Source organism: Actinocrispum sp. NPDC049592 (assembly GCF_040675465.1).
GTDB lineage: Bacteria > Actinomycetota > Actinomycetes > Mycobacteriales > Pseudonocardiaceae > Kibdelosporangium.
On the sequence record NZ_JBFAPA010000001.1, the window covers coordinates 1,266,603 to 1,289,730 of the forward strand.

At 69.0% G+C, this 23,128-nt stretch carries 25 protein-coding genes; 15 read left to right on the forward strand and 10 right to left on the reverse strand.

Going from position 1 to position 23,128, the window contains the following annotated elements; all coding sequences use genetic code 11:
• Positions 1–70: 70 nt before the first annotated feature.
• The 9 genes from AB0J95_RS06060 to iolD all read left to right on the forward strand — a co-directional run bounded on the left by AB0J95_RS06060 (position 71) and on the right by iolD (position 9,435).
• Entirely contained in the window at positions 71–1,075 is a 1,005-nt protein-coding gene (locus AB0J95_RS06060; RefSeq protein WP_364752922.1) for a Gfo/Idh/MocA family oxidoreductase, read from the forward strand.
• Positions 1,072–1,926, forward strand: a complete 855-nt coding sequence (locus tag AB0J95_RS06065) for a sugar phosphate isomerase/epimerase (RefSeq protein WP_364752923.1) — start codon at positions 1,072–1,074, stop codon at positions 1,924–1,926. The genes AB0J95_RS06060 and AB0J95_RS06065 overlap by 4 nt, the downstream gene beginning before the upstream one ends.
• Positions 1,927–1,947: 21 nt before the next feature.
• A complete protein-coding gene (locus tag AB0J95_RS06070; RefSeq protein ID WP_364752925.1) occupies positions 1,948–2,964 on the forward strand; it encodes a sugar ABC transporter substrate-binding protein in 1,017 nt (338 codons plus the stop codon).
• 104 nt (positions 2,965–3,068) lie between these two features.
• Positions 3,069–4,112, forward strand: coding sequence for an ABC transporter permease (locus tag AB0J95_RS06075; protein ID WP_364752928.1), 1,044 nt, complete (start codon positions 3,069–3,071; stop codon positions 4,110–4,112).
• On the forward strand, positions 4,109–4,888 hold the full coding sequence (locus AB0J95_RS06080; RefSeq protein ID WP_364752931.1) for an ATP-binding cassette domain-containing protein: 780 nt from the start codon (positions 4,109–4,111) through the stop codon (positions 4,886–4,888). The genes AB0J95_RS06075 and AB0J95_RS06080 overlap by 4 nt, the downstream gene beginning before the upstream one ends.
• Positions 4,885–5,814 carry a 5-dehydro-2-deoxygluconokinase gene (gene iolC, locus AB0J95_RS06085; RefSeq protein WP_364752933.1) on the forward strand — a complete coding sequence of 310 codons (930 nt, stop codon included), beginning with the start codon at positions 4,885–4,887 and terminating at the stop codon, positions 5,812–5,814. Before AB0J95_RS06080 ends, iolC begins: the two co-directional genes overlap by 4 nt.
• Positions 5,811–6,707, forward strand: coding sequence for an aldolase (locus AB0J95_RS06090; RefSeq protein WP_364752936.1), 897 nt, complete (start codon positions 5,811–5,813; stop codon positions 6,705–6,707). The genes iolC and AB0J95_RS06090 overlap by 4 nt, the downstream gene beginning before the upstream one ends.
• A complete protein-coding gene (gene iolB, locus AB0J95_RS06095; RefSeq protein ID WP_364752939.1) occupies positions 6,704–7,594 on the forward strand; it encodes a 5-deoxy-glucuronate isomerase in 891 nt (296 codons plus the stop codon). Before AB0J95_RS06090 ends, iolB begins: the two co-directional genes overlap by 4 nt.
• On the forward strand, positions 7,591–9,435 hold the full coding sequence (gene iolD, locus AB0J95_RS06100; RefSeq protein ID WP_364752941.1) for a 3D-(3,5/4)-trihydroxycyclohexane-1,2-dione acylhydrolase (decyclizing): 1,845 nt from the start codon (positions 7,591–7,593) through the stop codon (positions 9,433–9,435). Before iolB ends, iolD begins: the two co-directional genes overlap by 4 nt.
• Before the next feature lie 13 nt (positions 9,436–9,448).
• Here iolD and AB0J95_RS06105 read toward each other — a convergent pair whose 3' ends face one another.
• Positions 9,449–10,564: a serine hydrolase domain-containing protein gene (locus tag AB0J95_RS06105; protein ID WP_364752944.1), complete on the reverse strand. Its 1,116-nt coding sequence runs from the start codon at positions 10,562–10,564 to the stop codon at positions 9,449–9,451.
• Here AB0J95_RS06105 and AB0J95_RS06110 point away from each other — a divergent pair.
• Both AB0J95_RS06110 and AB0J95_RS06115 read left to right on the forward strand, forming a co-directional pair.
• Positions 10,563–10,724, forward strand: a complete 162-nt coding sequence (locus AB0J95_RS06110) for a hypothetical protein (RefSeq protein ID WP_364752945.1) — start codon at positions 10,563–10,565, stop codon at positions 10,722–10,724. The two genes, AB0J95_RS06105 and AB0J95_RS06110, sit on opposite strands and share 2 nt — an antisense overlap.
• On the forward strand, positions 10,721–10,888 hold the full coding sequence (locus AB0J95_RS06115; RefSeq protein ID WP_364752948.1) for a hypothetical protein: 168 nt from the start codon (positions 10,721–10,723) through the stop codon (positions 10,886–10,888). Before AB0J95_RS06110 ends, AB0J95_RS06115 begins: the two co-directional genes overlap by 4 nt.
• Before the next feature lie 72 nt (positions 10,889–10,960).
• Here the strand turns inward: AB0J95_RS06115 and AB0J95_RS06120 are convergent, their stop codons facing one another.
• Complete coding sequence (locus AB0J95_RS06120) at positions 10,961–11,137, reverse strand: DUF3073 domain-containing protein (protein ID WP_364752950.1); 177 nt, start codon at positions 11,135–11,137, stop codon at positions 10,961–10,963.
• A 195-nt stretch (positions 11,138–11,332) separates the two neighbouring features.
• Here AB0J95_RS06120 and AB0J95_RS06125 point away from each other — a divergent pair, with 195 nt between their 5' ends.
• Positions 11,333–12,217, forward strand: a complete 885-nt coding sequence (locus AB0J95_RS06125) for a hypothetical protein (RefSeq protein WP_364752952.1) — start codon at positions 11,333–11,335, stop codon at positions 12,215–12,217.
• A 676-nt stretch (positions 12,218–12,893) separates the two neighbouring features.
• Here AB0J95_RS06125 and AB0J95_RS06130 read toward each other — a convergent pair.
• From AB0J95_RS06130 to AB0J95_RS06155, 6 genes are all read right to left on the reverse strand, one after another.
• Positions 12,894–13,835, reverse strand: a complete 942-nt coding sequence (locus AB0J95_RS06130; RefSeq protein WP_364752954.1) for a redoxin family protein — start codon at positions 13,833–13,835, stop codon at positions 12,894–12,896.
• A gap of 56 nt (positions 13,836–13,891) precedes the next feature.
• Positions 13,892–14,731 carry a DUF1932 domain-containing protein gene (locus AB0J95_RS06135; RefSeq protein WP_364752957.1) on the reverse strand — a complete coding sequence of 280 codons (840 nt, stop codon included), beginning with the start codon at positions 14,729–14,731 and terminating at the stop codon, positions 13,892–13,894.
• Positions 14,728–15,300, reverse strand: coding sequence for an aerial mycelium formation protein (locus AB0J95_RS06140; protein WP_364752960.1), 573 nt, complete (start codon positions 15,298–15,300; stop codon positions 14,728–14,730). The genes AB0J95_RS06135 and AB0J95_RS06140 overlap by 4 nt, the downstream gene beginning before the upstream one ends.
• Positions 15,301–15,324: 24 nt before the next feature.
• Positions 15,325–16,182, reverse strand: coding sequence for a 3-keto-5-aminohexanoate cleavage protein (locus AB0J95_RS06145; protein WP_364752963.1), 858 nt, complete (start codon positions 16,180–16,182; stop codon positions 15,325–15,327).
• Positions 16,183–16,376: 194 nt separating this feature from the next.
• Positions 16,377–17,018: a response regulator transcription factor gene (locus tag AB0J95_RS06150; protein ID WP_364752966.1), complete on the reverse strand. Its 642-nt coding sequence runs from the start codon at positions 17,016–17,018 to the stop codon at positions 16,377–16,379.
• Entirely contained in the window at positions 17,015–18,097 is a 1,083-nt protein-coding gene (locus AB0J95_RS06155) for a histidine kinase (protein WP_364752969.1), read from the reverse strand. The genes AB0J95_RS06150 and AB0J95_RS06155 overlap by 4 nt, the downstream gene beginning before the upstream one ends.
• 156 nt (positions 18,098–18,253) lie before the next feature.
• On the opposite strand from AB0J95_RS06155, the gene AB0J95_RS06160 reads away from it, so the two are divergent.
• Positions 18,254–18,868: a methyltransferase domain-containing protein gene (locus tag AB0J95_RS06160; RefSeq protein ID WP_364752972.1), complete on the forward strand. Its 615-nt coding sequence runs from the start codon at positions 18,254–18,256 to the stop codon at positions 18,866–18,868.
• Here the strand turns inward: AB0J95_RS06160 and AB0J95_RS06165 are convergent.
• Positions 18,840–19,682: an aminodeoxychorismate lyase gene (locus AB0J95_RS06165; protein ID WP_364752975.1), complete on the reverse strand. Its 843-nt coding sequence runs from the start codon at positions 19,680–19,682 to the stop codon at positions 18,840–18,842. The two genes, AB0J95_RS06160 and AB0J95_RS06165, sit on opposite strands and share 29 nt — an antisense overlap.
• Before the next feature lie 100 nt (positions 19,683–19,782).
• Here AB0J95_RS06165 and AB0J95_RS06170 point away from each other — a divergent pair, with 100 nt between their 5' ends.
• Complete coding sequence (locus AB0J95_RS06170; protein WP_364753522.1) at positions 19,783–20,163, forward strand: transcriptional repressor; 381 nt, start codon at positions 19,783–19,785, stop codon at positions 20,161–20,163.
• Positions 20,142–21,239 carry a folate-binding protein gene (locus AB0J95_RS06175; protein ID WP_364753524.1) on the forward strand — a complete coding sequence of 366 codons (1,098 nt, stop codon included), beginning with the start codon at positions 20,142–20,144 and terminating at the stop codon, positions 21,237–21,239. The genes AB0J95_RS06170 and AB0J95_RS06175 overlap by 22 nt, the downstream gene beginning before the upstream one ends.
• 760 nt (positions 21,240–21,999) lie before the next feature.
• Here the strand turns inward: AB0J95_RS06175 and AB0J95_RS06180 are convergent.
• The gene (locus AB0J95_RS06180; protein WP_364752978.1) at positions 22,000–23,094 is read right to left on the reverse strand and encodes a glycoside hydrolase family 88 protein; all 1,095 of its coding nucleotides are present in this window, start codon (positions 23,092–23,094) and stop codon (positions 22,000–22,002) included.
• Positions 23,095–23,128: the final 34 nt, after the last annotated feature.

Consider the following 23,128-nt stretch of genomic DNA (forward strand, 5'->3'; position numbering starts at 1 on the left):
TAGAGCGCTCCAACCAAGTAGAGCGCTCTAACGAAAGACAGGGCTTGACCAGCGGATCCTTTGGAGAAGCATGCGTATCGGAGTAGCGGGGGTCGGGCGCATCGGCACGATGCACGCCGGCAACCTGGCCTCACTCGACGCGGTCGGCGAGGTGGTTCTGTTCGACCCGGTGCCCGGCCGGGCCGCCGCGGCCGCGACCACGATCGGCAAGGCCCGGGCCGTGGACGACCTGGACACCTTGCTCAAGGACAGCGACGGCGTGCTGATCGCGACTCCGACCGACACCCACCCGGCGACGCTGCGCCGCGCGCTGGCCGCGAAGGTCCCGGCGCTCTGCGAGAAGCCGATCGCGAGTGACTACGCGCAGATGAGCGCCCTGGTGGACGACATCGAGGCGTCCGGCGTCGAGGTCCTGGTCGGCTTCCAGCGCCGGTTCGACCCGGCGATCGCCGAGCTGTACCGGCGGATCCGCGCGGGTGAGGTGGGCAAGCTGTACCTGGTGCGCGCGGTCGGCAACGACGCCTCGCCGCCGGACTTCAGCTACCTGCCCGCGTCCGGTGGCATCTTCCGCGACCTGCTCATCCACGATCTGGATGCGGTTCCGTGGCTGGTCGGCGAGCCCGTCGTCGAGGTCTTCGCGTCCGGCTCGGTGCTCGTGCACGAGGCCTTCGCCGAGGCCGACGACGTCGACAACGCCGTGGTGATGCTGAAGTTCGCCGGTGGCGCGCATGCGGTCCTCGCCGGTGGACGGCACGACCCGCTCGGCTACGACCACCGCATCGAGGTCCTGGGCAGCAAGGACTCCCTGGCCGTCGGCGTGGACCCGCGCACCCCGTTGACCTCGCTGGAACCCGAGGGCCCGGTCGTGGCGACCGACGCCTATCCCGGGTTCCCGGAACGCTTCCACCGCGCCTACCTCAACGAGATGGCCGTGTTCGTGGACGTAGTGGCGGGCAAGGTCGCCAACCCGTCGCCCGCCCGCGACAGCCTCACCAGCCTCGCCCTCGCCCTGGCCTGCGACGAGTCGCGCCGCTCGGGCAGCCCGGTCCGGATCACCCAGGAGGTCACCGCATGAAGCTCGCCGGGGCACCGATCTCGTGGGGTGTGTGCGAGGTTCCCGGCTGGGGCCTGATGCTCGACCGCGACCAGGTCCTGTCCGACATGCACGAGCTCGGCCTGACCGCGACCGAGCTGGGCCCGCCGGAGTACCTGCCGACCGACCCGGCCGAGCTGAAAGCCTTGCTGGGCAAGTACGAACTGACTCTCGTTGGCGGCTTCCTGGCCACGCCACTGCATCTGGGCACCGATCCCGAGGCCGACCGGACCGCGAGGCTGTTGGCCGCCTGTGGCGCCGAGGTGCTGGTTCTCGCTGCGGCGACTGGGCTTGACGGGTACGACGACCGGCCCGCGCTGTCCGACGACGAGTGGCAGACGCTGGTCAAGACGGCCGGCGAGATCCGCGACACCGCCGCCGGGTACGGCCTGAAAACCGTGCTGCACCCGCATGTGGGCACGCACGTGGAGACGCAGGCCGAGGTGGAGCGGTTCCTGACCGATTCCGACCTGCAGCTGTGCCTGGACACCGGGCACCTGATGATCGGCGGCACCGACCCGGTCGTGCTCGCCGAACGGTACCCGGCGCGGATCGGGCACCTGCATCTCAAAGATGTCCGGGCCGCCCTGGCGGACGAGGTCCGCGCGGGCCGGCTCGGCTACACCGAAGCGGTCAGCAGGGGAATGTACGTTCCGCTCGGGCAGGGGGATGTGGACATCGCCGCGGTAGTGGGCTTTGTCCGCCAAGCGGGCTACGACGGGTGGTACGTCCTGGAACAGGACACCGCCCTCGACGAGCGGAGTCCGGCCGGTACTCCCAGACTGGACACCGCTCAGAGCTTGCGTTACCTCAACCAGATAGCCGGCCGGTAGGCCGCCCAGCGAGGAGAGACGATGACGTCCGATCGCTTCGTGAAGTTCAAGCGCCGCACGCGATATGCGGCCGTTGTGCTCGGTGGGGCGTTGGCGCTCGCCGCCTGTAGCGGACCCACCGCCGACAAACCCGCCGCGCAGTCCAGCGCGGGCGGGAACGCGCCTGCGTCAAGCAGCGCCGGGAACCTGCACATCGCTGTGGTGACCCACGGTTCGTCGGGTGACGCGTTCTGGAACGTGGTCAAGAACGGCGCCGAACAGGCCGGCAAGGACCTCGGCATCCAGGTCGACTACAAGTCCGACGGCGACCCCGGTGCGCAGTCCAAGCTAATCGACAACGCGATCGCCCAGAAGGTCGACGGGCTCGTGGTGTCGATGGCCAACCCGGACGCGCTCAAGACCTCCATCCAGAACGCGGTGAAGGCCGGGATCCCGGTGGTCACCATCAACTCCGGCGACTCCAAGAGCGCCGAGTTCGGTGCCATCGCCCACGTCGGCCAGACCGAGACGATCGCCGGCCAGGGTGCGGGCAAACGGCTCAAGGAGGCCGGCAAGACCAAGCTGCTCTGCGTGATCCACGAGGCGGGCAACATCGGCCAGAACGAGCGGTGTGACGGCGCCAAGCAGGCCTTCGGCAACGTGCAGACGCTCCAGGTCGACATCAACAACCCGACCGACGCGCAGTCCCGGATCAAGGGCGCGGTGCAGGCCGACCCGTCGATCGACGCGGTGCTGGCGCTGAACTCGCAGGTCGCGGCCGGTGCGGTGACCGCGATCAAGGGCGCGGGCTCCAAGGCCCAGGTGGCCACGTTCGACCTGAACAGCGACGTGGTCGCGGCCATCAAGTCCGGCGATGTGTTGTTTGCGGTGGACCAGCAGCAGTACGAGCAGGGCTACCTGCCGATCGTGTTCCTCAAGCTGTACAAGGAGAACGCGAACACCGTCGGTGGCGGCCAGCCGGTGCTGACCGGCCCGGGCTTCGTCGACAAGTCCAACGTGGACACTGTGGCTCCCTATGCCCAGCGTGGAACGCGGTGATCCCAGGATGAGTGTCGCAGCGCAGGCCGCGACCAGGGCGGCCGGTCACAGGCCGCCCGGCTGGTCTTCCCCGCAGGGCAACGAGATCGGGTGGTGGTCGCGCGATGAGTGTGGCGGTGCGAGGCACGCCGGATGAACGGCTGGTCAAGCCCGGGCTGTGGGACCGGTTGGTGGTACGGCCCGAGATCGGTGCCCTGCTCGGGGCACTGCTGGTGTTCATCTTCTTCTCGGTGGTCACCGGCCAGTTCCTCAGCCCGCTCGGGGTGGCGAACTGGCTGGATGACGCCTCCACGCTGGGCATCATGGCGGTGGTGGTGTCGATGCTGATGATCGGCGGGGAGTTCGACCTCTCCGCGGGTGTGATGACGGCCTCCACCGCGCTGGTGACCGCGATCCTGTCCACCCAGCTGGGCATGAGCGTGTGGCTGGCTTTGGTCGTGTCGCTGGCGTTCGCGCTGGGCGTGGGCGCGTTGAACGGCTGGCTGGTGATGAAGACGGGGCTGCCCAGCTTCATCGTCACCCTGGGTACTTTCCTTGCGCTGCAAGGACTCAATCTCGGCATCACCCGGCTGGTCACCGGAACCGTGCAGGTGTCCGGGATGCGCTCGACCGGCGGGTACGAGTCGACCGGGCAGCTCTTCGCGTCCACGATCGACATTGGCGGCACCGCTTTCCCTGTCTCCATCCTGTGGTGGGTGGTCGTGGCCGCCATCGCCGCGTGGATCCTGGTGCGGACCCGGTTCGGCAACTGGATCTTCGCTGTCGGTGGCGCTCAGGTGAGCGCGCGGGCCGTCGGTGTTCCCGTTGTCCGCACGAAGATCCTGCTGTTCATGGGGACCGCGTTCGGCGCCTGGATCGTCGGCTCGATCAACCTGCTGCGCAACGCGAGCGTGCAGGCCAACCAGGGCATCGGGCTGGAGTTCCAGTACATCATCGCCGCCGTCATCGGCGGCTGCCTGCTGACCGGCGGGTTCGGCTCGGCGGTGGGCGCGGCGATCGGAGCGCTGATCTTCGGCATGGCCCGGCAGGGCATCGTCTACGCGCAGTGGAACAGCGACTGGTTCATGCTGTTCCTCGGCGTGATGCTGCTGGCCGCGGTGCTGGTGAACAACACGTTCCGGCGTCGAGCGGAGAGGGTGCGTCGATGAGCCCGCTTCTGGAAGTCCGTGACATCGGCAAGACCTACGGCAGCGTCATCGCTTTGGCCGACGTATCCACTGTGGTCAATGCCGGTGAGGTCACTTGTGTGCTGGGTGACAACGGCGCCGGTAAGTCCACGCTGATCAAGATCCTGGCCGGGGTGCACCAGCACGACCGCGGCAGGTTCCTGGTCGAGGGTTCGCCGGTGCGGTTCGGTTCGCCGCGTGAGGCGCTCGACCGCGGGATCGCCACCGTGTACCAGGACTTGGCTGTGGTTCCGCTGATGAGTGTGTGGCGCAACTTCTATCTCGGCTCGGAACCCACGATGGGCTGGGGCCCGTTCCGCCGGCTGGACCGCCGGACGGGTCGCGCGACCACCAAGAAGGCCTTGGCCGAGATGGGCATCGACCTCCGCGATGTCGAACAACCGGTGGGTACGCTCTCCGGTGGTGAACGCCAGTGCGTCGCCATCGCCCGTGCTGTCCACTTTGGAGCGAAGGTACTCATTCTCGACGAGCCGACCGCCGCTCTCGGTGTGAAGCAAGCCGGTGTGGTGCTTCGGTATGTCGCTCAGGCGCGGGACCGTGGCCTTGGCGTCGTGCTGATCACGCACAACCCGCACCACGCTTTCCCGGTGGGCGACCGGTTCCTGCTGCTCAAGCGCGGCCGCAGCCTGGGCTCGTTCGACAAGGGCGACATCACCATCGAGGAGCTGACCCGCCAGATGGCCGGTGGCGCCGAACTCGAGGCGCTGGAGCACGAACTGCGGGCGGTCGAATCGTGAGTTTGGAGGCCCTCACGATCGGGCGGGTCGGCGTGGACCTGTATCCCGAGCAGAGCGGGGTACCGCTGGCTCAGGTGCGGACCTTCGCCAAGTCGCTCGGCGGGACCGCGACCAACGTCGCGGTCGCCGCCGCGCGGCTCGGCCGCCGGTCCGCGGTGCTGACCAAGGTCGGCCCGGACGGCTTCGGCACGTACGTCCGGGAAGCCTTGGCGGGCTTCGGGGTCTCGCCCGAGTTCGTCGGCACCTCGCCGGATCTGTTGACGCCGGTGGTGTTCTGCGAGCTCAACCCACCCGAGGACCCGCCGTTGTTGTTCTACCGGTTGCCGATCGCGCCGGATCTCACCCTGACCGAGGCTGATGTCCCCTGGGATGTCGTCTCGGAAGTGCCGGTGTTGTGGGTGACCGGGACGGGGGTGAGCACGGAGCCCGCGCGCAGTACCCAGCGCAAGATCCTGGAAGCGCGCGGACGCCGTGAGCACACCGTGCTGGACATGGACTACCGGCCGATGTTCTGGTCCGATGTGGACTCCGCCCGCGAACAGATCGGCTGGATGCTGGATCACGTCTCGGTGGCCGTCGGCAACCGGACCGAGGCCGAGGTGGCGGTCGGGACGGCCGATCCGGACGAGGCCGCACGCCGGATCCTGGACCGCGGTGTCTCGCTGGCGGTGATCAAGAAGGGCGCCGAGGGCGTGCTCGTGGCCACCGCCGAGGGTTCCTGGACCGTGCCGCCCCATCCGATCGAGGTGGTCTGCGGGCTCGGCGCGGGGGACGCGTTCGGTGGCGCGCTGATCCACGGTCTGCTGTCCGGCTGGGAACCCGTGCGGATCGCCGAGTACGCGAACGTGGCGGGGGCGATCGTCGCCGGGCGGCTGGCCTGCGCGGACGCCATGCCGTCGGGCATCGAGATCGAGGAGCGGCTGTGATCAGCGACGCGCAGTGGGCCGATCTGCTGCACACCCGGGCCACCGATCCACAAGCGGTATACCGCCTGTACACAAGTCGTATACGACGTGCATCGCTGTTGTCCGACAACGGAACGCTGTTCCTGGTCGCCGCGGACCACACCGCTCGCGGCGCGATGGGCATCCCCGGTGACCCGGCCGCGATGGTCGACCGGCGGTCGCTGCTGGAGCGCCTGCTGATCGCGTTGTCGAACCCGGCGGTGGACGGAGTCCTTGGCACGCCGGACATCGTCGAGGAACTGCTGCTGCTCGGCGCCCTGGAGAACAAGGTCGTCATCGGGTCGATGAACCGCGGCGGCCTGGCCGGGGCGGACTGGGAGATCGACGACCGGTTCACCGCGTACACCGCTCAGTCCATTGTGGACTTCCGGTTGGACGGCGGGAAGATGCTGCTGCGCATCGTGGACACCGACGCGGGCACCGTGCCGACCCTCCAGGCCTGCGCCGACGCGGTGACCTCGCTGGCCGAGAAGAACCTGATGGCCATGGTCGAGCCGCTGCCGTACCGCCGGGACAACGGGAAACTGACGCTGCTCAAGGACAGCCTGTCGCTCGCCCGTGCGTCCACCGTTGCTTCCGCGCTCGGCGTGACCTCCGCGTACACATGGCTGAAGCTGCCCGCGCCGGAGGATCCCGAAGCCGTGCTCAGTTCGACCACGTTGCCGACCGTGGTGCTGGGTGGGGTCCCGTCCGCGCGCGTCGAGGACGACATCGCCTCCTGGGGCCGCGCCCTGCGGCACCCGGTCGTGCGTGGTCTCGTCATCGGCCGGGCGCTGCTGTACCCGCCGGACGGGGACGTCGCCGCCGCCATCGATGCCGCCGCCAAGGTCCTGCACGAAGGAGTCTCCGCATGAGCCTGCACCGTCCACACGGGACACTGAGCGACGGGACCGACCCGATCCGGCTCGCCCCTGAGGACGCCGGCTGGACATACACGGGTCTGCGCGTGCTGACCATCCCCGCGGGCGCCACCCGGACCGTGTCGACGGGTGAGTTCGAGGCGTTCGTGCTGCCGCTGTCCGGTGGCCTGACCGTGTCGGTCGACGACGAGACGTTCACGCTGCAAGGCCGCGAGTCGGTGTTCACCCGGGTCACCGACTTCGCTTACGTACCAAGGGATGCCTACCTGACATTGTCCACCGAGGACGGTGCGGAGATCGCGTTGCCGATGGCTCGGTGCACCCGTCGGCTCGCGCCCAAGTATGGACCGGCGCCCGAAGTTCCCGTCGAGGTGCGCGGTTCCGGCAACGCGACCCGGCAGGTGACGAACTTCGGCGTGCCCGGGGTCTGGGACCACGCCGACAAGCTGAACGCCTGCGAGCTGATCACCCCGGACGGCAACTGGTCTTCGTACCCGCCGCACAAGCACGACGTGGCCAGTGAATGCGAAGTGGTCAACGAGGAGATCTACTACTTCCGGATCGCCGCCCGCGACGGTGTCACGCCGTCCCGCGAGGGCTTCGGGTTCCATCGCACCTACACCGCCGACGGCTCGATCGCCGAGGACGTCACCGTCCGGGACGGCGATGTTTTCCTCATCCCGCGCGGATATCACGGGCCGTGCGTTGCCGCGCCCGGGTACCCGATGTACTACCTGAACGTGCTCGCCGGGCCCGCCGACGAGCGGTCCATGGCGTTCTGCGACGACCCGGCGCACACCTGGGTGCGCGAGTCGTGGGAGAAGCAGACCGACGATCCACGCTGCCCGGTGACCTCCGCGGACGGAAGGGTGCAACGATGAGGCTGACCACCGCTCAGGCCCTGGTCCGGTGGCTCGTCGCGCAACGGACCGAGCTGTTCGACGGCACCGAGGCGCCGCTGTTCCCGGCGGTGTTCGCGATCTTCGGGCACGGCAACGTCCTCGGCCTCGGCTCGGCGCTGGAGGAGTACCGCGCGGAGATCCCGGTGTGGCGCGGGCACACCGAACAGGGCATGGCATTGGCCGCCGTCGGCTACGCGAAGGCGACCCACCGGCGTCAGGTCGGCGTGGCCACGTCCTCGATCGGCCCGGGCGCGCTGAACATGGTCACCGCGGCCGGGGTCGCCAACGCGAACCGGTTGCCGCTGTTGTTGCTGCCTGGGGACACTTTCGCCAACCGCGCGCCGGACCCTGTGTTGCAGCAGATCGAGCCCTTCACCGACGGCACGGTCAGCGTGAACGACGCGTTCAAGCCGGTGTCGCGGTACTTCGACCGGATCATGCGGCCCGAGCAGCTGCTGTCCGCGTTGCCGCAGGTCGCGCGGGTGCTCACCGATCCGGCCGACTGCGGGCCGGTCACTTTGGCGCTGCCGCAGGACATCCAGGCCGAGGCGTTCGACTTCCCGGAGTCCTTCTTCGCTCCCGTCGTGCACCACGTTTCGCGGCCCCGGCCGGATGTGCGGGCTCTGGAGCGGGCCGCCGCGGTGCTGTCGTCGTCCTCGCGGCCGCTTCTGGTGCTGGGCGGCGGTGTCCGGTACTCGGGTGCGGCTCAGGTCGCGGTGGAGTTCGCCGAGCGGCACCGGATCCCGATCGTGGAGACCACCGCGGGCCGCACCCTGGTCCCGCACTCCCATCCCTTGCACGCTGGACCTCTGGGCATCACGGGGTCCTCTTCGGCGAACGTGCTCGCTGCTGAGGCCGATGTCGTGATGGCGGTGGGCACGCGGCTGCAGGACTTCACCACGGCGTCGTGGACCGTGTTCAACCCGGACGTCCAGCTGATCACCATCAACACAGCCCGGTTCGATGCTGTGAAGCATGGGGCTGTTGCTGTTGTTGGGGATGCCCGGGCTTCGTTGGACGAGCTTTCGCTGGACTGGCAAGCCCCGGCAGCATGGGCCGAGCGCGCGCCCGCCGAGCTGGCGAAGTGGGATGCGCACATCTTCGGCCTGCGGACCGTCGAGTCGACCTTGCCGACGTATGCGCAGGTCGTGGGGGCTGTGAACAACCTTTCCGGCCCGGCCGACTACGTGATGACCGCGTCCGGGGGCCTGCCCGGTGAGCTGATCGGCGGCTGGCGGGCCACCGGCGAGTCCACAATGGACGTCGAGTACGGCTTCTCCTGCATGGGGTACGAGGTCGCCGGGGCGTGGGGCGCCGCCATGGCGCACACAAACGGCGTTGTGACAACGCTTCTGGGCGACGGCTCGTACCTGATGCTCAACTCCGAGCTGTACTCCGCCGCCTTCGCCGGCCACGGCTTCGTGGCTGTCGTCTGCGACAACGACGGGTACGCGGTCATCGACCGGCTGCAACGCGGTCAGGGCGGTGCAGGGTTCAACAACATGTACGGCGACGTCCGCACGACCCTCGTCAATCCCCCTCGCGTGGACTTTGCTTCACATGCCGCTTCGCTGGGTTGTGCGGTTCTGGCCGCCACCACCATCGACGACCTCCGGGCCGCGTACACCAAGGCCCGCGAACACGCCCAGGACGGCCGTCCGGCGGTCGTGGTGATCAAGACCCACCCGAGCTCCTGGACCGAGGCCGGCGCCTGGTGGGAAGTCGGCGTCCCGCAGACCTCCCACCGCGCCGAGATCGCCCAGTCCCGCACCGACCTCGACGAAGCCAAGACCCACCAGCTCCGCTACCTCCGCCACTAACCTGCGGGAATGGCTAGAACTTGGTGGTGTACTCCCAGAAGGCCTGCAGGTTCTTGGGCGCGACCGGGCTGTCCACGCCGAGCTGGGTGAGCAGGATGCCGGTGGTGCCGGTGCTGGGCGTGACGTACGCCGAGGTGCCGGTGCCGCCGACCCAGCCGTAGCGGCCGAGGACGTTCCACGGATCGGTCAGCGTGGTGTCCACCCCGCCGCCGAAGCCCCAGCCCTGGCCGTCGAGGAAGAGTTTGCTGGAGTCCTGCTGTTCCCGGGTGAGGTGGTTGGTCATCATCAGCCGCTTCGACTCGGCGGAAAGCAGGCCGTCGCCGAGCAGCATCCGGGTGAAGGCGAAGTAGTCGTCAACGGTCGAGACAAGGCCGCCCGCGCCGGACGGAAATGCGGGCATGGTGGCCCATTGACCGTCCGGCGCGTCTTCGAGGACGAGGCCGCTTTTGTAGTAGCTGGTGAACCGATCGCGTTTCCCCTCCGGCACGGTGAACGCCGTGTCGGTCATTCCCAGTGGTTCGAAAATCCGCTCGGCCAGGAATTCCGGGAAGGACTTGCCGCTCACCCGGGCGATCAGCACACCTTGGATGTCCGAGCAGGCGTTGTAGAGCCACTTCTCGCCGGGCTGATACGTCATCGGCAGGCGCCCGAGAATGGCCATCCACTCGTCCGGCGCGGGCGGGTTCTGCGGGATGCGGCCGTCGCCCTGAATGGTCCGGGCGATCTCCTGGACCGACGGCAGCGAGAAGTCGTCCGCGAAGCCGTAGCCCGCCCGGCTGGTGAGCAGGTCGACGACCGTGATCGGGCGAACGGCGGGCACGACGTCGGAAAGTTCACTCGAAGGTGTACGCGCGACAACCGGGGACGCCAGCTCGGGCAGCCACTCGCGGACCTCCGATTCGAGACCCAGCGTGCCGTCCTCGACCAGCAGCATCACCGCGGCGGCGGTGACCGGCTTGGTGATCGAGGCGATCCGGAAGATCGAGTCGCGGGTCATCGGCGGCCCGCCCACGCTCCGCGACCCGACGGCGGCCACCTCCATGGCCGAACCGCGCGCGACCAGCGCCACGGCACCAGGGATCGTTCCTTCGTCCACGAAGGTCTGCAGCAGTGCGTGCAATCGGCTCATGCTGGTATGGACCAGGACGTCAGCGAAAACTCATCGCGCCGGGCTCATCGCCCATAAGCCCGCGGAGCACCTGCCGGAGGGCATGCCACAGCAGTGGCTGTACCTGGACGACCTGCCGCTACCCGACTTCAACGACACCCGGCACACATCCTGCGGATGAGCGCCAAGACACTGTGGTCGTGTCCGTGCATGATGCGGCGCACGGCTGCCTACCTGGGCATGCGCTGGGGTGGTGTCCTGTCCGCGACCGGCAACCGCCCGGGCGACGTGCTGAACGACGCACCGGCCTTGGTCGCTGCCAAGAACTTCTTCCAGGACGCGTGACAACCCACGACGAGGGTGCTCGGCACACGGACACCAGGGCGCCGTACAACACCCTGGTGTCCGTGTGGCAAGTCAGCGACGATAGTCGTCGTACCCGTCGTCGTAGTCGTCGTGCTGGTCCTCGTCATGAGCATCGTCCGGCTTGCCCGACAGCTCACGTTGCAGAGCGTCGAAGTCCGTGTTCCGAGTGCTGTATTTGAGCTCTCGGGCCACCTTCGTCTGCTTGGCCTTCGCCCGGCCGCGCCCCATGGCTCGACCCCCTCGCACAGGGATGGGGCGGCCGGGGGAAACGGCGGCCCCACTCATCTCGACAACTGATTCCTAGTAACTACCGTACCGTGCCGATGGGGTTCGACGCGACGCGGCACCGTGTGCCGGTGGTGACAGATCGATCCCGATCGGGCGATGAGGTGTTCACCGTCCGGGCGTGAAACCATGCGTGGCGTGCCTCGTCCGTTCGTCGCCTACCTCCGGGTGTACGAACCGTTGTCGGCTTTTGACAGTGAGTTGTCAAAGCGGCTACGGAACGTCATCGAAACCGGTCCGTTGAGCCGTTCGGCCGTGGGCGAACACGAGCGGCAGATGTGGTTCAGGTCACAAACTTCGGTCCCGCCCAGGGTCTTCCCGGGCGAGTCGGCGACCGGCCGGCCGTCCCCCAGGAACCTGTTCGACATCCTGGTGCTCGACCCCGCGGACGTCCCAGGGGCCGCTGCGGGCCAGGGACTCCTCGTCTGCCCCCTGGACCTCCTGTCCCGGTCCGCGGCCGCCCTGGTGGGCTTCCTGAGCACCGCACACCCCGCCCTGCGCGAGGCGGCCATCCCAGCGTCCCTCGACAGCGTCCGCGCGCGGGCGGCGTCGGTATTGGGGCAACAGTCCGCCAACGCGGTGCACGCCGTCTCCACGACGTGGACCGTGCCCCTGCCGTGGTTTGTGATGTTCGACTCCGGGGCGCGCCGCCTGGTCCTCGCCGACCGCGAATCGCCCGACCGCGAATGCTCCTGGCGGGCGACAATGGCCGACGCCCGCGACCGCGTCGCCCGCGCCTACGAGCTGACGGCCAACACCTTCGGCGACCAAGGCCCCGCCAAAGTCCTCGAGGACACGGCCGGCTGGCTCGAGCACTTCGACGACACCTCCGCGGTCGAACTGGACTACGGCGGCCTCGTCCAGCTGATGGACGACGAGACCCTGACCGCGGACACCTCCTGCGAAGACGTCAACGCCATCGTCACGGCGCTCGAGGCGGGGGACGCAGAGGAGGTCGCCGAGCGCTTCGAACGCCTCCGCGAGTTCTGGGGCGAACTCGCCATCAAAGAACGCTTCAACTGACACCTGTGGATAACCGCATGGCCGCCACCTGGCCATTGTGGATAACCCACCCCCTGTTCACCCCCACCGTCGGCCCCACCCACTAGCGTGAAATTCGGGGATCCCCCGGGCGGGGACCCTCGTCGCGGCGTGCGCTTGCGCGGGGTGGAGACAGCGCGGGTGGGGGTCGGTTGCGGATGCGGCGCGGCTTGGTGGGAGAGGTGGGTTCGGTTCGGCGAGGAGTCGGGCGACGTGCGCGGTGTGTGGGACAGCGTGAGTGGGCGGGGGGTTGGGGTGGCCGTGTGGGGCGCGGGCGGTTGGGGCGGGCCGGTTGTGGGATGACTCCCGGAGGTGTGGGAGTGACGTAGGCGACGCGTCAAGGCTAGGGCGGTGGTTGTGGGTGGCGGCGGGAGTGGCGTGAGCGATGCGGCGGCGTGGGTGGGGAGGTCGCGCGGAGATGAGGTTGGTCGGGGGCGGAATGGCTGGGTGGCCGTGCGGCGGCGAGGTTGTTTGGGGCTGAGTGGTTGGGTGGCCGTGCGAGGGCGGTGCGGAGTGGTTGTGGATGGCCCGGGGAGGGACGAGGTGCGTGCGCGGATGGGCCGGGGCACGTAGGGATGCGTGGATGGGCTGCCCGTGGGGAGAGGGCGGCGGCGGGGAGAGGCAGCGGGAGGTGTAAGGGCGGCGTGGATGGTTGGGGCTAGCCGAAGGTGAAGGCGTAGGCCTCGGCGCCTGGTTTGTCGAAGGTGATCTCCACGGTTCGGTCGCTGACCTGCCCCGGCGACCGGATCAGCTGGTAGAGGCGCCCCTCGTTGAGCACCCCGTTCCCCGCCGCGTCGACGTCCCCGCCATGAGCGGCGCCCGGAGCCTGACCATCCAGTGTCACCCGGAACGGGATCGGCCCATCCGTCCCCTGCGACAACACGAGGTGCGCGTCCCGAGCGTGGAACCGGTACGCCAGCCGAGCCCCGGCCGACCGGACGACGACCCGCTCGGGCTCCACCGCCCACGAGCCCTCCAGCGACGCGGAGGTGTCCCCGCGCGAGGAGCCGAGGTAGGTCTCGCCGGAACGGAGCTGCGCCCAGTCGGCCGAAGCCTCGACGCCCTCCCCGGTCACCGGCACCAGCGTCCGGGTCACGCCGAGCAGCTCCTGGATCCGGCGCTCCGCCGACGCGTAGTCGCCCTCGCCGAACTGGTGGCCGACGACCTTCCCGGAACGGTCGAGGAAGTACAGCGCCGGCCAGTAGTGGTTGTCGAAAGAGCGCCAGATCTTGTAGTCGTTGTCGATCGCCACCGGGTAGTCGATCCCGCGGGCCGCGATCGCCGAACGCACCAAGGACGCTGAGTGCTCGAAAGTGAACTCGGGGGTGTGCACGCCGATGACGGTCAGGCCGTCGGCTCGGTAGGTCTGCGCCCAGGCGCGCACGTATGGGGCGGTGCGCAGCCAGTTGATGCAGGTCAGCGTCCAGAAGTTGACCAGGACGACCCGCCCGCGAAGGTCGCCCGGTGGGGTGTTGGCCCACTCGACGGAATCGAACGCCATCACGTCTCCCTTCGCCGACCATGGCACGACCGCCGCGGCAACGCCGCCCAACCCCAAGGCGACAGCACCGGCGAGGACAGCACGTCTCGACATCGCCATGGGGCAAGCGTGCGCCGCGCCGGTTGATGTCTCGTCGACGCGACGTTGACGAGTGGCTACCGGGGGTGCAGGTCCTTCAGGGCGGACAGGTCCAGCGTGGCCGGGACGTCCTCCGGATTGCGCTCTCCCCAGGCGCTGGAGGCGAGTTCCGTGTAAACGTCGCGGATCGCGTCGAACAATGCCGGGGTGAGACCCGCGTCTTTCTGGGTCTGCGCGATCTGTTCCATTTCACCGATGAACCGCCACGCTTTCGTGGCCGCCTGAATCGGCTGACGCAAAGCCTCGGGGGTCAGCTGCTGGACATCGGCGAGCACATGCGCCGCGACGCCATGGTGTTCAGCGGTCAGGAACGCGTGCGCGAGCAGAGCGGACATTCCTTTGTAGACCGAAGCCGTGCACATCTTCACCGCGCTGGCCGAACCCACTTCCGGCCCGACGACGATCCAGCGGATTCCCGGTGCCTCGACCGACGCGAGCATTTCCGCACGCGGACCGGACAGATAAATCCGGGTCTCGCCGTCCGGCCGCGGCGGGGGCCCGGAAATGGTGCCGTCGATCAGCTCCAGCGACGAACCGATCTCCGCGACGGTGGCCGGGGAGGTGGCGTTGAGGTCGGCCACGAGCGGGCGGCGCCCCACCCTGGCGAAGGAAGCGTTGAGGTCCTGTGCGACCTGCCGGGCCGACGACGGCGGCACCACGGACAGGATCAGGTCGGCGGCCCGCACCAGGGCGTCGACATCCTCGGCGAGCTCAAGACCGGCATCGGCAGCGAACCGGGCGGAGCGTTCACTCCGGCCGGCCACGGTGGTGACGGCGCGCACTCCGCCACTCCGCAGGCTTGCCCCGATCGCGCTGCCCATCGACCCGGGGCTGAGGATCCCGATGACCGGTGTCACTCCTCGGGTTCGTCCCGTTCCCGCTCGGCGGCCAGCAGCTCGTCCACCGAGGCACGGCCCTCCCGGTACCGCTTGGCGATCTCCGCGTTGAGCAGGTCCATCACGACCTGGACCTGGCGCCGCCGCTGGGAGACCGAGGCCTCCTCCTTGGCGTAGGTCTGTAAGGCCAGCTCCAGCCGCTCATCCGGGAGGGCGCCGACGTCCGAGAGGTCCGCGTCGGACACCAGGGCCTCGACGTGCCGCCGGTGCGCCTCGGCGCGTGACGGTTCGAGGGTCTGGTAGCGGCCCATGCCGGTGGCCGGGCCGACGGCGTTGTCCGCGAGGATCGTCGCCAGTTGTTCCACTACTGAAGCCGAACCGCCTTCGGTCCGGCGCCGCTGCTCGGCGCGCACGATGTCGATTCGCCCGTGCAGCAGCCTGCGCAGGTACGAAAGATCCGTCTCCTCCTGCGCGGCATCGTCCCGCCGGGACCGCACCTCGGCCAAGCCGAGCCGGTCCAGGCCCTCGATGTAGTCCGGGTCGAGCACGCGGTCGATGCGCCGGCGCCCACCAGGTCGGACCTCGATCACGGGATCATCCTCCGGCAACGACGCCTAGACCGCCACATCGGCCAGCCCCTTTTCACCCTTGACCCCCAGTACTTCACGGACCACGTCCGCCGGCATCGGCGGCCGTTGCGAGATCTTGGCCAGGCCGGCCGCCCTGGCCACCAGTTGCGCGTTGTCTCTCACACGCTCACCACGTGCGTATGTGATCGTGTCCTCCATCCCTACCCGCAGGTGCCCGCCCGCGGACAGCGACGCCAGCATCACCGGCAGGCTCGTCCGGCCGATCCCGGTCGCCGAGAATGTCGCCCCCGGCGGGATCATCCGCAGCGCCGCCACCAATGTCTCCGTATCCCCGGGCATGCCGCCAGGTACCCCCATCACCAGATCGACATGCACGTGGCCGCCGGCGGGCAGGCCGTGCTTGTCGAGCAGGCGATGCAGCGAGGCGAGCTGGCCGAGGTCGAAGATCTCGTACTCCGGCACGATGCCCCGCTCCCGCATCCGCTGGTGCAGTTCGACGATGAACTCCCAGCGGTTGTGGAACACGTCGTCGCCGAAGTTGACCGTCCCCATGGTGCAGGAGGCCGAGTCCGGCAACGCGTCGAGCACCCGCAGCCGGTCGGACTCCGGGTCGGTCACCGCGCCGCCCGTGGAGAGCTGGACGATCAGGTTCGTCTGCTCGCGCAGCGCCGCCACGGTGTCCTTCAGACGGGCGAGGTCCAGTGTTGGTTGAGCCTCCGCGCCACGAATGTGCACATGGATCATCGCCGCGCCCACGCGCTCGCAGTCTTGCGCGGTGCTGACGAGTTCTTCCAGCGTGACCGGCAGGTTCGGCACATCGGCCTTGGCGTGCTCGGCCCCGGTCGGCGCCACTGTGATGATCGTGCCTGTCGACGGGGACATGGCGTGATAGTGACACAGGCGCGGGGCGTGTGTCGTCGGGGATGGGCCCTTGACCGGCAGGCAGAACCCGATTGTTGCAATCGTTCGCGCCCCCTTCGCCCACATACTCAAGGGCTCAAGCATTTCTTGGTTCTGCTGCCGGAAATACCCCTGCCGCATGACGCAGGCCGCTACGCCGTTCGGCTGCCCCTCGATCAGGGCGGCACCAGGCCCAGCCGCACGGCCAGGACCGCCAGCCGGACCCGGTTGTCGCACCTGGTCTTCACCATGAGATTGGCCACGTGGGTTTTGACCGTTGTGATCCCGACATGCAGATTTTCGCCAATCTGGGCGTTTGACATGCCCGCGCCGACCAGCGTGAGCACCTCCCGTTCGCGCGCGGTCAGGTCCGGCTCCGGCGGCGCGGGCTGGGTGGTGGTCGTGACCGCGCGGTCGACGAGCCGGCGCAGCACGGCCGGGCTGAACGGGCTCTCACCGGTCGCGGCGCGGCGGACGGCGGTGATCAGGTCGGCCGGTGCGACGTCCTTGGCGAGGAACCCGCACGCGCCCGCGGTGAGCGCGGGGTAGACGTGGTCGTCGTCGTCGAACGTCGTCAGCACCAGGATCCGGGTGACCGGCCGGATGTCCAGAATCCGCTTGGTCGCGGTGATCCCGTCCATGCCCGGCATCCGGAGGTCCATCAGCACCACATCGGGCACGAACTGCTCGGCCAGCCGCACGGCATCTCGGCCGTTGTCCGCCTGGCCGACGACGGTCATGTCCGAAGTGGACTCACAGAGCATCCGCAGACCGGCCCGCACGAGCTGCTGGTCGTCCACGATGAGCACGCGGATCATGCGGGCAGCCTCGCGTGCACGCGCCAGCCGTCTCCCGCGGGTCCGCTGTTCAGCCGCCCACCGGCCAGCTCGACTCGTTCACGCATCCCGATCAGGCCGTGCCCGGGCGCCGCGGGAGTTCCGGGACCGTTGTCCTGCAAGGAAACTTCCACCCCCTCGCTGTCCCGCCGGATGTCCAGCATGACTTTCGCCTGTGGCCCGGCGTGTTTGAGGACGTTCGTCAGTCCTTCTTGGACAACTCGGAGCACCGCGAGCCGCAGGACGGCGTCCAGATCGGTGATCGCCGGGTCGATTTCGGCCTGGACACAGGGACCTGCCGCTTCGACCCGGTCCACAGCGGCCCGCAGCGCGCTTGGCAGGTCGGTCACCGCGTCGGGGCCGCCTTCGGGATCGCGGAGCACCGTGACGAGCGTGCGCAGGTCGGCCATGGCGGCTTTTCCGGACGCGTGCACGTCGTCGAGGATCTGCGCGACTTTGGGATCGGGGCTGAGCACGTGCCGCGCGACACCGATGCGCAGCACCATCGAGGCCACATGGTGTGCCACGAGATCATGCAGTTCGCGTGCGATGGCTGTGCGTTCATCCGCGCGGGCTGCCTGGGCGTCGGCTGCCGCCCGTTCCTTGGCCTGCCAAGCGATCTCCTGAACCGAGCGCAGGTGCAGGCCGAGCAGGACCGGGGCGCTGATCAACACGACCGTGCGGAACAGCTCCGGCACGAGCTGGCCGGGATCGACCATCTGGAACAGGTTCGCGAGCACGACCGCCGTGCCGCCGATCCACAACTGCCGGGCACCGCGCCGCCACGCCAGCTCACCGAGCGCGAACAGCGTCGCGATGTTGATCACGCCCACCGCCAGCCACGCCCCACCCGCGCCCATCAGCAGCGCGGCCTGGCCGAGCGTGACCGCGAGCGGCCACCGCCCCTGGACGAGGATCGCGGCGGTGGAGATCATCGAGAACGCCCAGTCGGCACCCGTCGGCACGAGCGGCTCGTGCAACAGCAGGATGTAGCCCACAGCCAGTACCAACGGGATCACCCGAATCGGTACAACCCACCGCCCCAGCAATTCACGTCGCACCCGATCGACGGTAAGGCGTCACCAACAGGCCCGCCTCCTCCCGAGGTAGGAACAGCGACCCGGTGCGTCAACTAGGGGGCCGGGTCCTGCCCGCGAAGGAATGATCGCGGCCGGTCAGCGGAGGTCCGGCGATCTCCGCTGACCGAGCGTGGGGTCATGACCTCGGACTACCAGACCTTCTTCGCCGCCGCGCTGCGCCGGCCCGCGGTGATGGGCGCCGTCGCGCCCAGCTCCAACGGCCTTTCCGAGCTGCTGGCGGCGGTCACCCCCACCGCGGGAGCGCCGTTCGTCGTCGAGCTCGGGCCGGGTACCGGTGCCGTCAGCGCGGCGATCCGCCGGCGGCTCCCACCGGATGGGCGACATGTGGCGGTGGAAATCGACCCATCGATGGTCATGCACCTGCGTGCCGCTCACCCTTGGTTGGAGATCGCGCACGGAGACGCCGCCGATCTGACCGGATTGCTAGCCGATCGGGGGATCCGGCAGGCGGACGCCGTGATCAGCGGGCTGCCGTGGTCGTTGTTCAAACCCGAGCGGCAGCGGGTGATCCTGGACCGGATCACCCGGCTGCTGGCCCCCGGCGGCGCTTTCACCGCGTTCGCCTACCGGCACACGGGCGCGATGACGGGTGCGCGCACGTTCCACAGGTTCCTCGACGCGATGTTCGACGAGGTGATCGTCAGTCACACGATCTGGTGGAACATGCCCCCGGCCAGGATCTACGCCTGCCGCCGCCCGCTGCTCAGTACTCCGAGTCGTACAGCCGGCTGAGCTCGGCCAGCAGCGCGGTGCTGTCGCCCAGCTGCACCCCGTCGAGCGTGTGGATGCGCGTGACCTTGCGGACGCTGGAGGCCAGGAACAGGCCGTCGGCCTCGGCCAGCTCGTTGACCTGGATCGGCTCGACCTTGACGACCCAGCCCTCGCGTTCGGCCGCACGGAACAACGCCGCCTGGGTGGTGCCCGGGAGGATGCCGAGCACGGCCGGCGGGGTGCGCAGCGTCCTGCCGTAGGCGGCGATCAGGGTGGATGTCGGGCCTTCCAGGACGCCGCCGTCGCTCGTGGTGAAGATGACCTCGGAGGCGCCGCGGCGTTCGGCCTCGCGCACGGCGGCCATGTTCACCGCGTACGACAGCGACTTGGAGCCGAGCAGCAGCCAGGGCGCGCGCTGGGCCAGGCCGTCGTCGATCCCGCGTTCCAGGGTGATCGCCGAGATGCCCTCCCGCCGCTGGACCTTGACCTTCTCGCTGATCTCCATGCCGAGCGCGAACGCGGTGGGGGTGCCGTCGCCGCCCTCGACACCACGGGTGTACACCCACTTCAACGCCATCTCGGACCCGCCGGTCCAGTTGTCCAGCACCGACTGGGTCGCGCGTTCGAACCCGGCCCGGTCGGGCGTCGGCAGGTCGAGCATGGCCGCGGAACGGACCAGCCGGTCGAAGTGCGGGCCCTGCTCCCGGGGCTTGCCGTCGACGACCAGGATGGTCTCGAAGATCCCGTCCCCGCGCATCAGCCCCAGGTCGTCCACGCGGATGTGCGGGGCGTCGGGGTTGGCCAGGGTTCCGTCGAGGAAGGCGAGAACGCGCATGGCCATGACCATACTCACGGCCAGGACGCCGTAAATTGGTCCTGTGGAGACGACTCGCCAAGAACGCGCCGCGCTGCGTTCCACGCTGCACGAGCGCGGCATGCGGATGACGCCGCAGCGGCAGCTCGTCCTGGATGCGGTCGTGGAACTGGACCATGCCACCCCCGAGCAGGTGTGCAAGCGCGTCCAGGAGACCACCCCGACGGTCAACATCACCACCATCTACCGCACCCTCGACCTGCTGGAACAGCTCGGGCTGGTGCGGCACGCGCACATCGGGCACGGTGCGCCCACCTACTCCGCGCGCGACCACGAGCACGTCCACCTGGTCTGCCACCGGTGCGACCGGGTGGAGGAGGTGCCGTGTGAGCTACTCGACGGCCTGGCCGGAACACTGCGCGACAGCTATGGGTTCAAACTGGATGCGAGCCATGTCGCGTTGTCCGGCACCTGCCGGGACTGCCTGAACGGGGAGAACTAGTGACGCTGCCGGGAGCCGTGCCGCCCCAGGACGACGCTTCGCCCGACCAGGGGGTGCCGTGGCACTTCGGCGACCCGTTCGGTGAGCAGCGCGCGGCCGCCCGGTCGGTGGCGGTGGTCGACCGGTCGAACCGCGAGGTGATCGCGGTCCCCGGCGAGGAGCGGCTGAGCTGGCTGCACCTGATGATCTCGCAGCACGTCAGTGACCTGCACGAAGGCGAGGGCACCGAGGCGCTGGTGCTGGACAGCCAGGGCCGCGTCGACGCGCACATGGTCCTCGCGCACGCCAGTGGCACGGTCTGGCTGGACACCGAACCCGGCGCTTCGGCGACCGGCGCGCGGGGCGACCGCCAGTCCCTGCTCGAGTACCTGATCGCGATGAAGTTCTGGTCGAAGGTCGACCCCCGGGACGCCACCGACGAGATCGCGGTGTTGTCGCTGCTCGGCCCGTCCGCGCCCTCGCTGCTCGAGTCCGTCTCCCTGCCCGCGCCCGCCTCGCTGTACGCCGTCGCCGGGACGGATGTGCTGGTCCGCCGGATGCCCGGCTCGTTCGACCTCCTGGTGCCCCGCGCCGAGCGTCTGGCCTGGTGGGAGCGCCTGACCAACGCGGGTGCGCGGCCGATGGGCAGCTGGGGCTACGAGGCGCTGCGCGTCGAGGCCCTCCGCCCGCGCCTGGGCGTCGACACCGACGAGAAGACCATCCCGCACGAGGTCAACTGGGTCCCTTCGGCCGCGCACGTCGCCAAGGGCTGCTACCGCGGCCAGGAAACCGTCTCCAAGGTCCACAACATCGGCCGCCCACCCCGCCGGATGCTCCTGCTCCACCTCGACGGCACCGCGGACACCCTCCCGGCCACCGGCGACCCGGTGCAGGCGGGCGAACGCGTGGTCGGCCGGGTCGGCACCGTTGCGCAGCACCACGAACTCGGCCCCATCGCCCTCGCCCTCGTCAAACGCTCCGTCACCCCGGACACCCCACTGACCGCCGGCGGTGCCTCTGCCGCGATCGACCCGGACTCGGTGCCCCCGGACACCCCCGGCCTCGGCCGCGAGGCCGTCCGCCGCCTCCATAGCTGAGCGACGTCCGGGTTCGGTGGCGTTCTCACTGGCCGCCGACTCGCACGGCGCGCTGACCCGGGTGGATCCGCGCCTGGCGATCTCCGGCGCTCGTCGATCCGCGTCTCTGGGGCGCAGTGATCCAGTCGACCCGTTCGGCCCATCGAACACTGGTGCGCATCCCGCTTGCGGATGACATCAACGGCCTCGGAGCCGATGTCTCCGGCGGCAAGGGCGGCGCAGGTTGCCGCCGAGACCAGCCATAGTGGCAGCTCCGGCGCACGAGCCGGAACGGCAAGCACCCGGCAGGGTGGCGGTCTGTTGGGGTTGGTCTCGCCGCGCACTTACCTCGCCTGGTGGGTTTGTCTCGCGTACCTACCTCGCCCGGTGGGTTTGTCTCGCGGCGCACTTACCTCGCCTGGTGGGTTGGTCTCGCGGCGCACCTATCTCGCCCGGTGGGTTGGTCTCGCCGCGCCTCACCTTGGCTGACTCGCCGGTCTGCCCCTCAACGCACCTACTTCACCCTCTGGTCCAGCCAACCCCGCCCACCTTGGCTGACTCGCCGGTCTGTCCCTCAACGCACCTACTTCGCCCCTCCGGTCCAACCAACCTGCCCCACCTCGGCTGACCTGCCGAAATGCCCTATCCCCCGTCCATTCGCGCACGCCGCGACGGGGGTCCCCTCCCAGGGGGATCCCCTGTTTTTCACGCTACGGGGCGGGGTGTGCGGGTGGGAGAGGATGTGGATGGGGTGTGGATAAGTCGGTGGGGTGAGTGGTGGTCAGGGGGTTGTGCAGCTGGGGGTGAGGTGGGCTATTTGCTGGCCGGCGATGAGGAAGTTGCCGACGGCGAAGGCGGCGGTGGTGGATGGGTTGATCGGCCAGTTGTCCCAGGGGGTTGCGCCGGGGATTTGAACATGGCCCAGTTTTCCGGTTGGCTGCAGGGCTTTTGTGGTCAGCCACGTCCAGCCTCGTTGTGCCGCGGCTGCGTACGTCGAGTCGAGGAGGCCATTGTTGGCGCCCGCGCCGAAGGCGTAGGTGATCAACGCGGTCCCATTGGACTCGGCGCCGAACGGCGATGGGTGCGTGAGATCGATGCCCCAGGAGCCGTCGGGACGCTGTAAGCCCTTCAAAGCAGTCGCGGTGCGGCGCACGAGGTCGACGTAAGACGCGCGGTGGGGGTCGTTGGCGGGCAATGCCAGCACGACCTTGACCAACCCCGCCAAAGCCGACGCGTTCGCCTGCGACCAGTACACCGGCGAACCCACGAACCGCCAGTCCTGCCACCACAATCCGGTTCGCGCATCGAAAAGCCGCGAAACCCGGTCGAACAACCTGAAAGCAGCCGCGGAAACCTCAGGCGTGTTCAGCCGGACATAGGCGGGCATGGCCAGCAACACGTCCATGGGAGTGTTCCAAGTGGACAGTTGGCCCGCGGAGATCTGGGCGGTGACGCGGTCTCGCAATGGCTGGAGGTGCGCCGGGTCCGGGTGGAAGAAGGCGAGATCCTCGTATGCCTCACCCGACGTGAAGTTCGCGGCGCGGAAGTCCTGTCCCGGTAGCTGGTACTTGTTCGCCTCGGCCCAGGGCAGGGTCCGGTGGTTGCTGACGCCGGTTGTCCTTACCACCGCCAGGTTTCCGATGTGGTAGGTCGCGTTCTGCCAGTTGTTCGCGTCGAGGTCCGTGCCGTGCTCGACCCAGTAGTTCGACACCGCCACCATGGTGTCGGTCACCGCACAGGCGGTCGCGGCCGACGACGGCGAACCGGTGGCGGAAACCAGGGAAACGGCGAGCAAAGCGGACAAAACCAGGCGGCCCAAGGCATCCCCTTCCACACAGTAAAGGTGGACCTTGGCGGCGGGGAGGTCCTGGATCATCACACCCCGGTCCGCGGACCGCTGTCAACGGCCC

Coding starts and splice junctions, on each gene's coding strand:
- AB0J95_RS06115 (WP_364752948.1), top strand. CDS start 10,721: ATGAGCGCCAAGACACTGTGGTCGTGTCCGTGCATGATGCGGCGCACG.
- AB0J95_RS06145 (WP_364752963.1), bottom strand. CDS start 16,182: ATGTCCCCGTCGACAGGCACGATCATCACAGTGGCGCCGACCGGGGCC.
- AB0J95_RS06150 (WP_364752966.1), bottom strand. CDS start 17,018: ATGATCCGCGTGCTCATCGTGGACGACCAGCAGCTCGTGCGGGCCGGT.
- AB0J95_RS06075 (WP_364752928.1), top strand. CDS start 3,069: ATGAGTGTGGCGGTGCGAGGCACGCCGGATGAACGGCTGGTCAAGCCC.
- AB0J95_RS06160 (WP_364752972.1), top strand. CDS start 18,254: ATGACCTCGGACTACCAGACCTTCTTCGCCGCCGCGCTGCGCCGGCCC.
- AB0J95_RS06180 (WP_364752978.1), bottom strand. CDS start 23,094: ATGATCCAGGACCTCCCCGCCGCCAAGGTCCACCTTTACTGTGTGGAA.
- AB0J95_RS06110 (WP_364752945.1), top strand. CDS start 10,563: ATGCTGGTATGGACCAGGACGTCAGCGAAAACTCATCGCGCCGGGCTC.
- AB0J95_RS06080 (WP_364752931.1), top strand. CDS start 4,109: ATGAGCCCGCTTCTGGAAGTCCGTGACATCGGCAAGACCTACGGCAGC.
- AB0J95_RS06065 (WP_364752923.1), top strand. CDS start 1,072: ATGAAGCTCGCCGGGGCACCGATCTCGTGGGGTGTGTGCGAGGTTCCC.
- AB0J95_RS06105 (WP_364752944.1), bottom strand. CDS start 10,564: ATGAGCCGATTGCACGCACTGCTGCAGACCTTCGTGGACGAAGGAACG.
- AB0J95_RS06120 (WP_364752950.1), bottom strand. CDS start 11,137: ATGGGGCGCGGCCGGGCGAAGGCCAAGCAGACGAAGGTGGCCCGAGAG.
- AB0J95_RS06170 (WP_364753522.1), top strand. CDS start 19,783: ATGCGGATGACGCCGCAGCGGCAGCTCGTCCTGGATGCGGTCGTGGAA.
- AB0J95_RS06060 (WP_364752922.1), top strand. CDS start 71: ATGCGTATCGGAGTAGCGGGGGTCGGGCGCATCGGCACGATGCACGCC.
- iolD (WP_364752941.1), top strand. CDS start 7,591: ATGAGGCTGACCACCGCTCAGGCCCTGGTCCGGTGGCTCGTCGCGCAA.
- AB0J95_RS06070 (WP_364752925.1), top strand. CDS start 1,948: ATGACGTCCGATCGCTTCGTGAAGTTCAAGCGCCGCACGCGATATGCG.
- iolB (WP_364752939.1), top strand. CDS start 6,704: ATGAGCCTGCACCGTCCACACGGGACACTGAGCGACGGGACCGACCCG.
- AB0J95_RS06165 (WP_364752975.1), bottom strand. CDS start 19,682: ATGCGCGTTCTCGCCTTCCTCGACGGAACCCTGGCCAACCCCGACGCC.
- AB0J95_RS06130 (WP_364752954.1), bottom strand. CDS start 13,835: ATGGCGATGTCGAGACGTGCTGTCCTCGCCGGTGCTGTCGCCTTGGGG.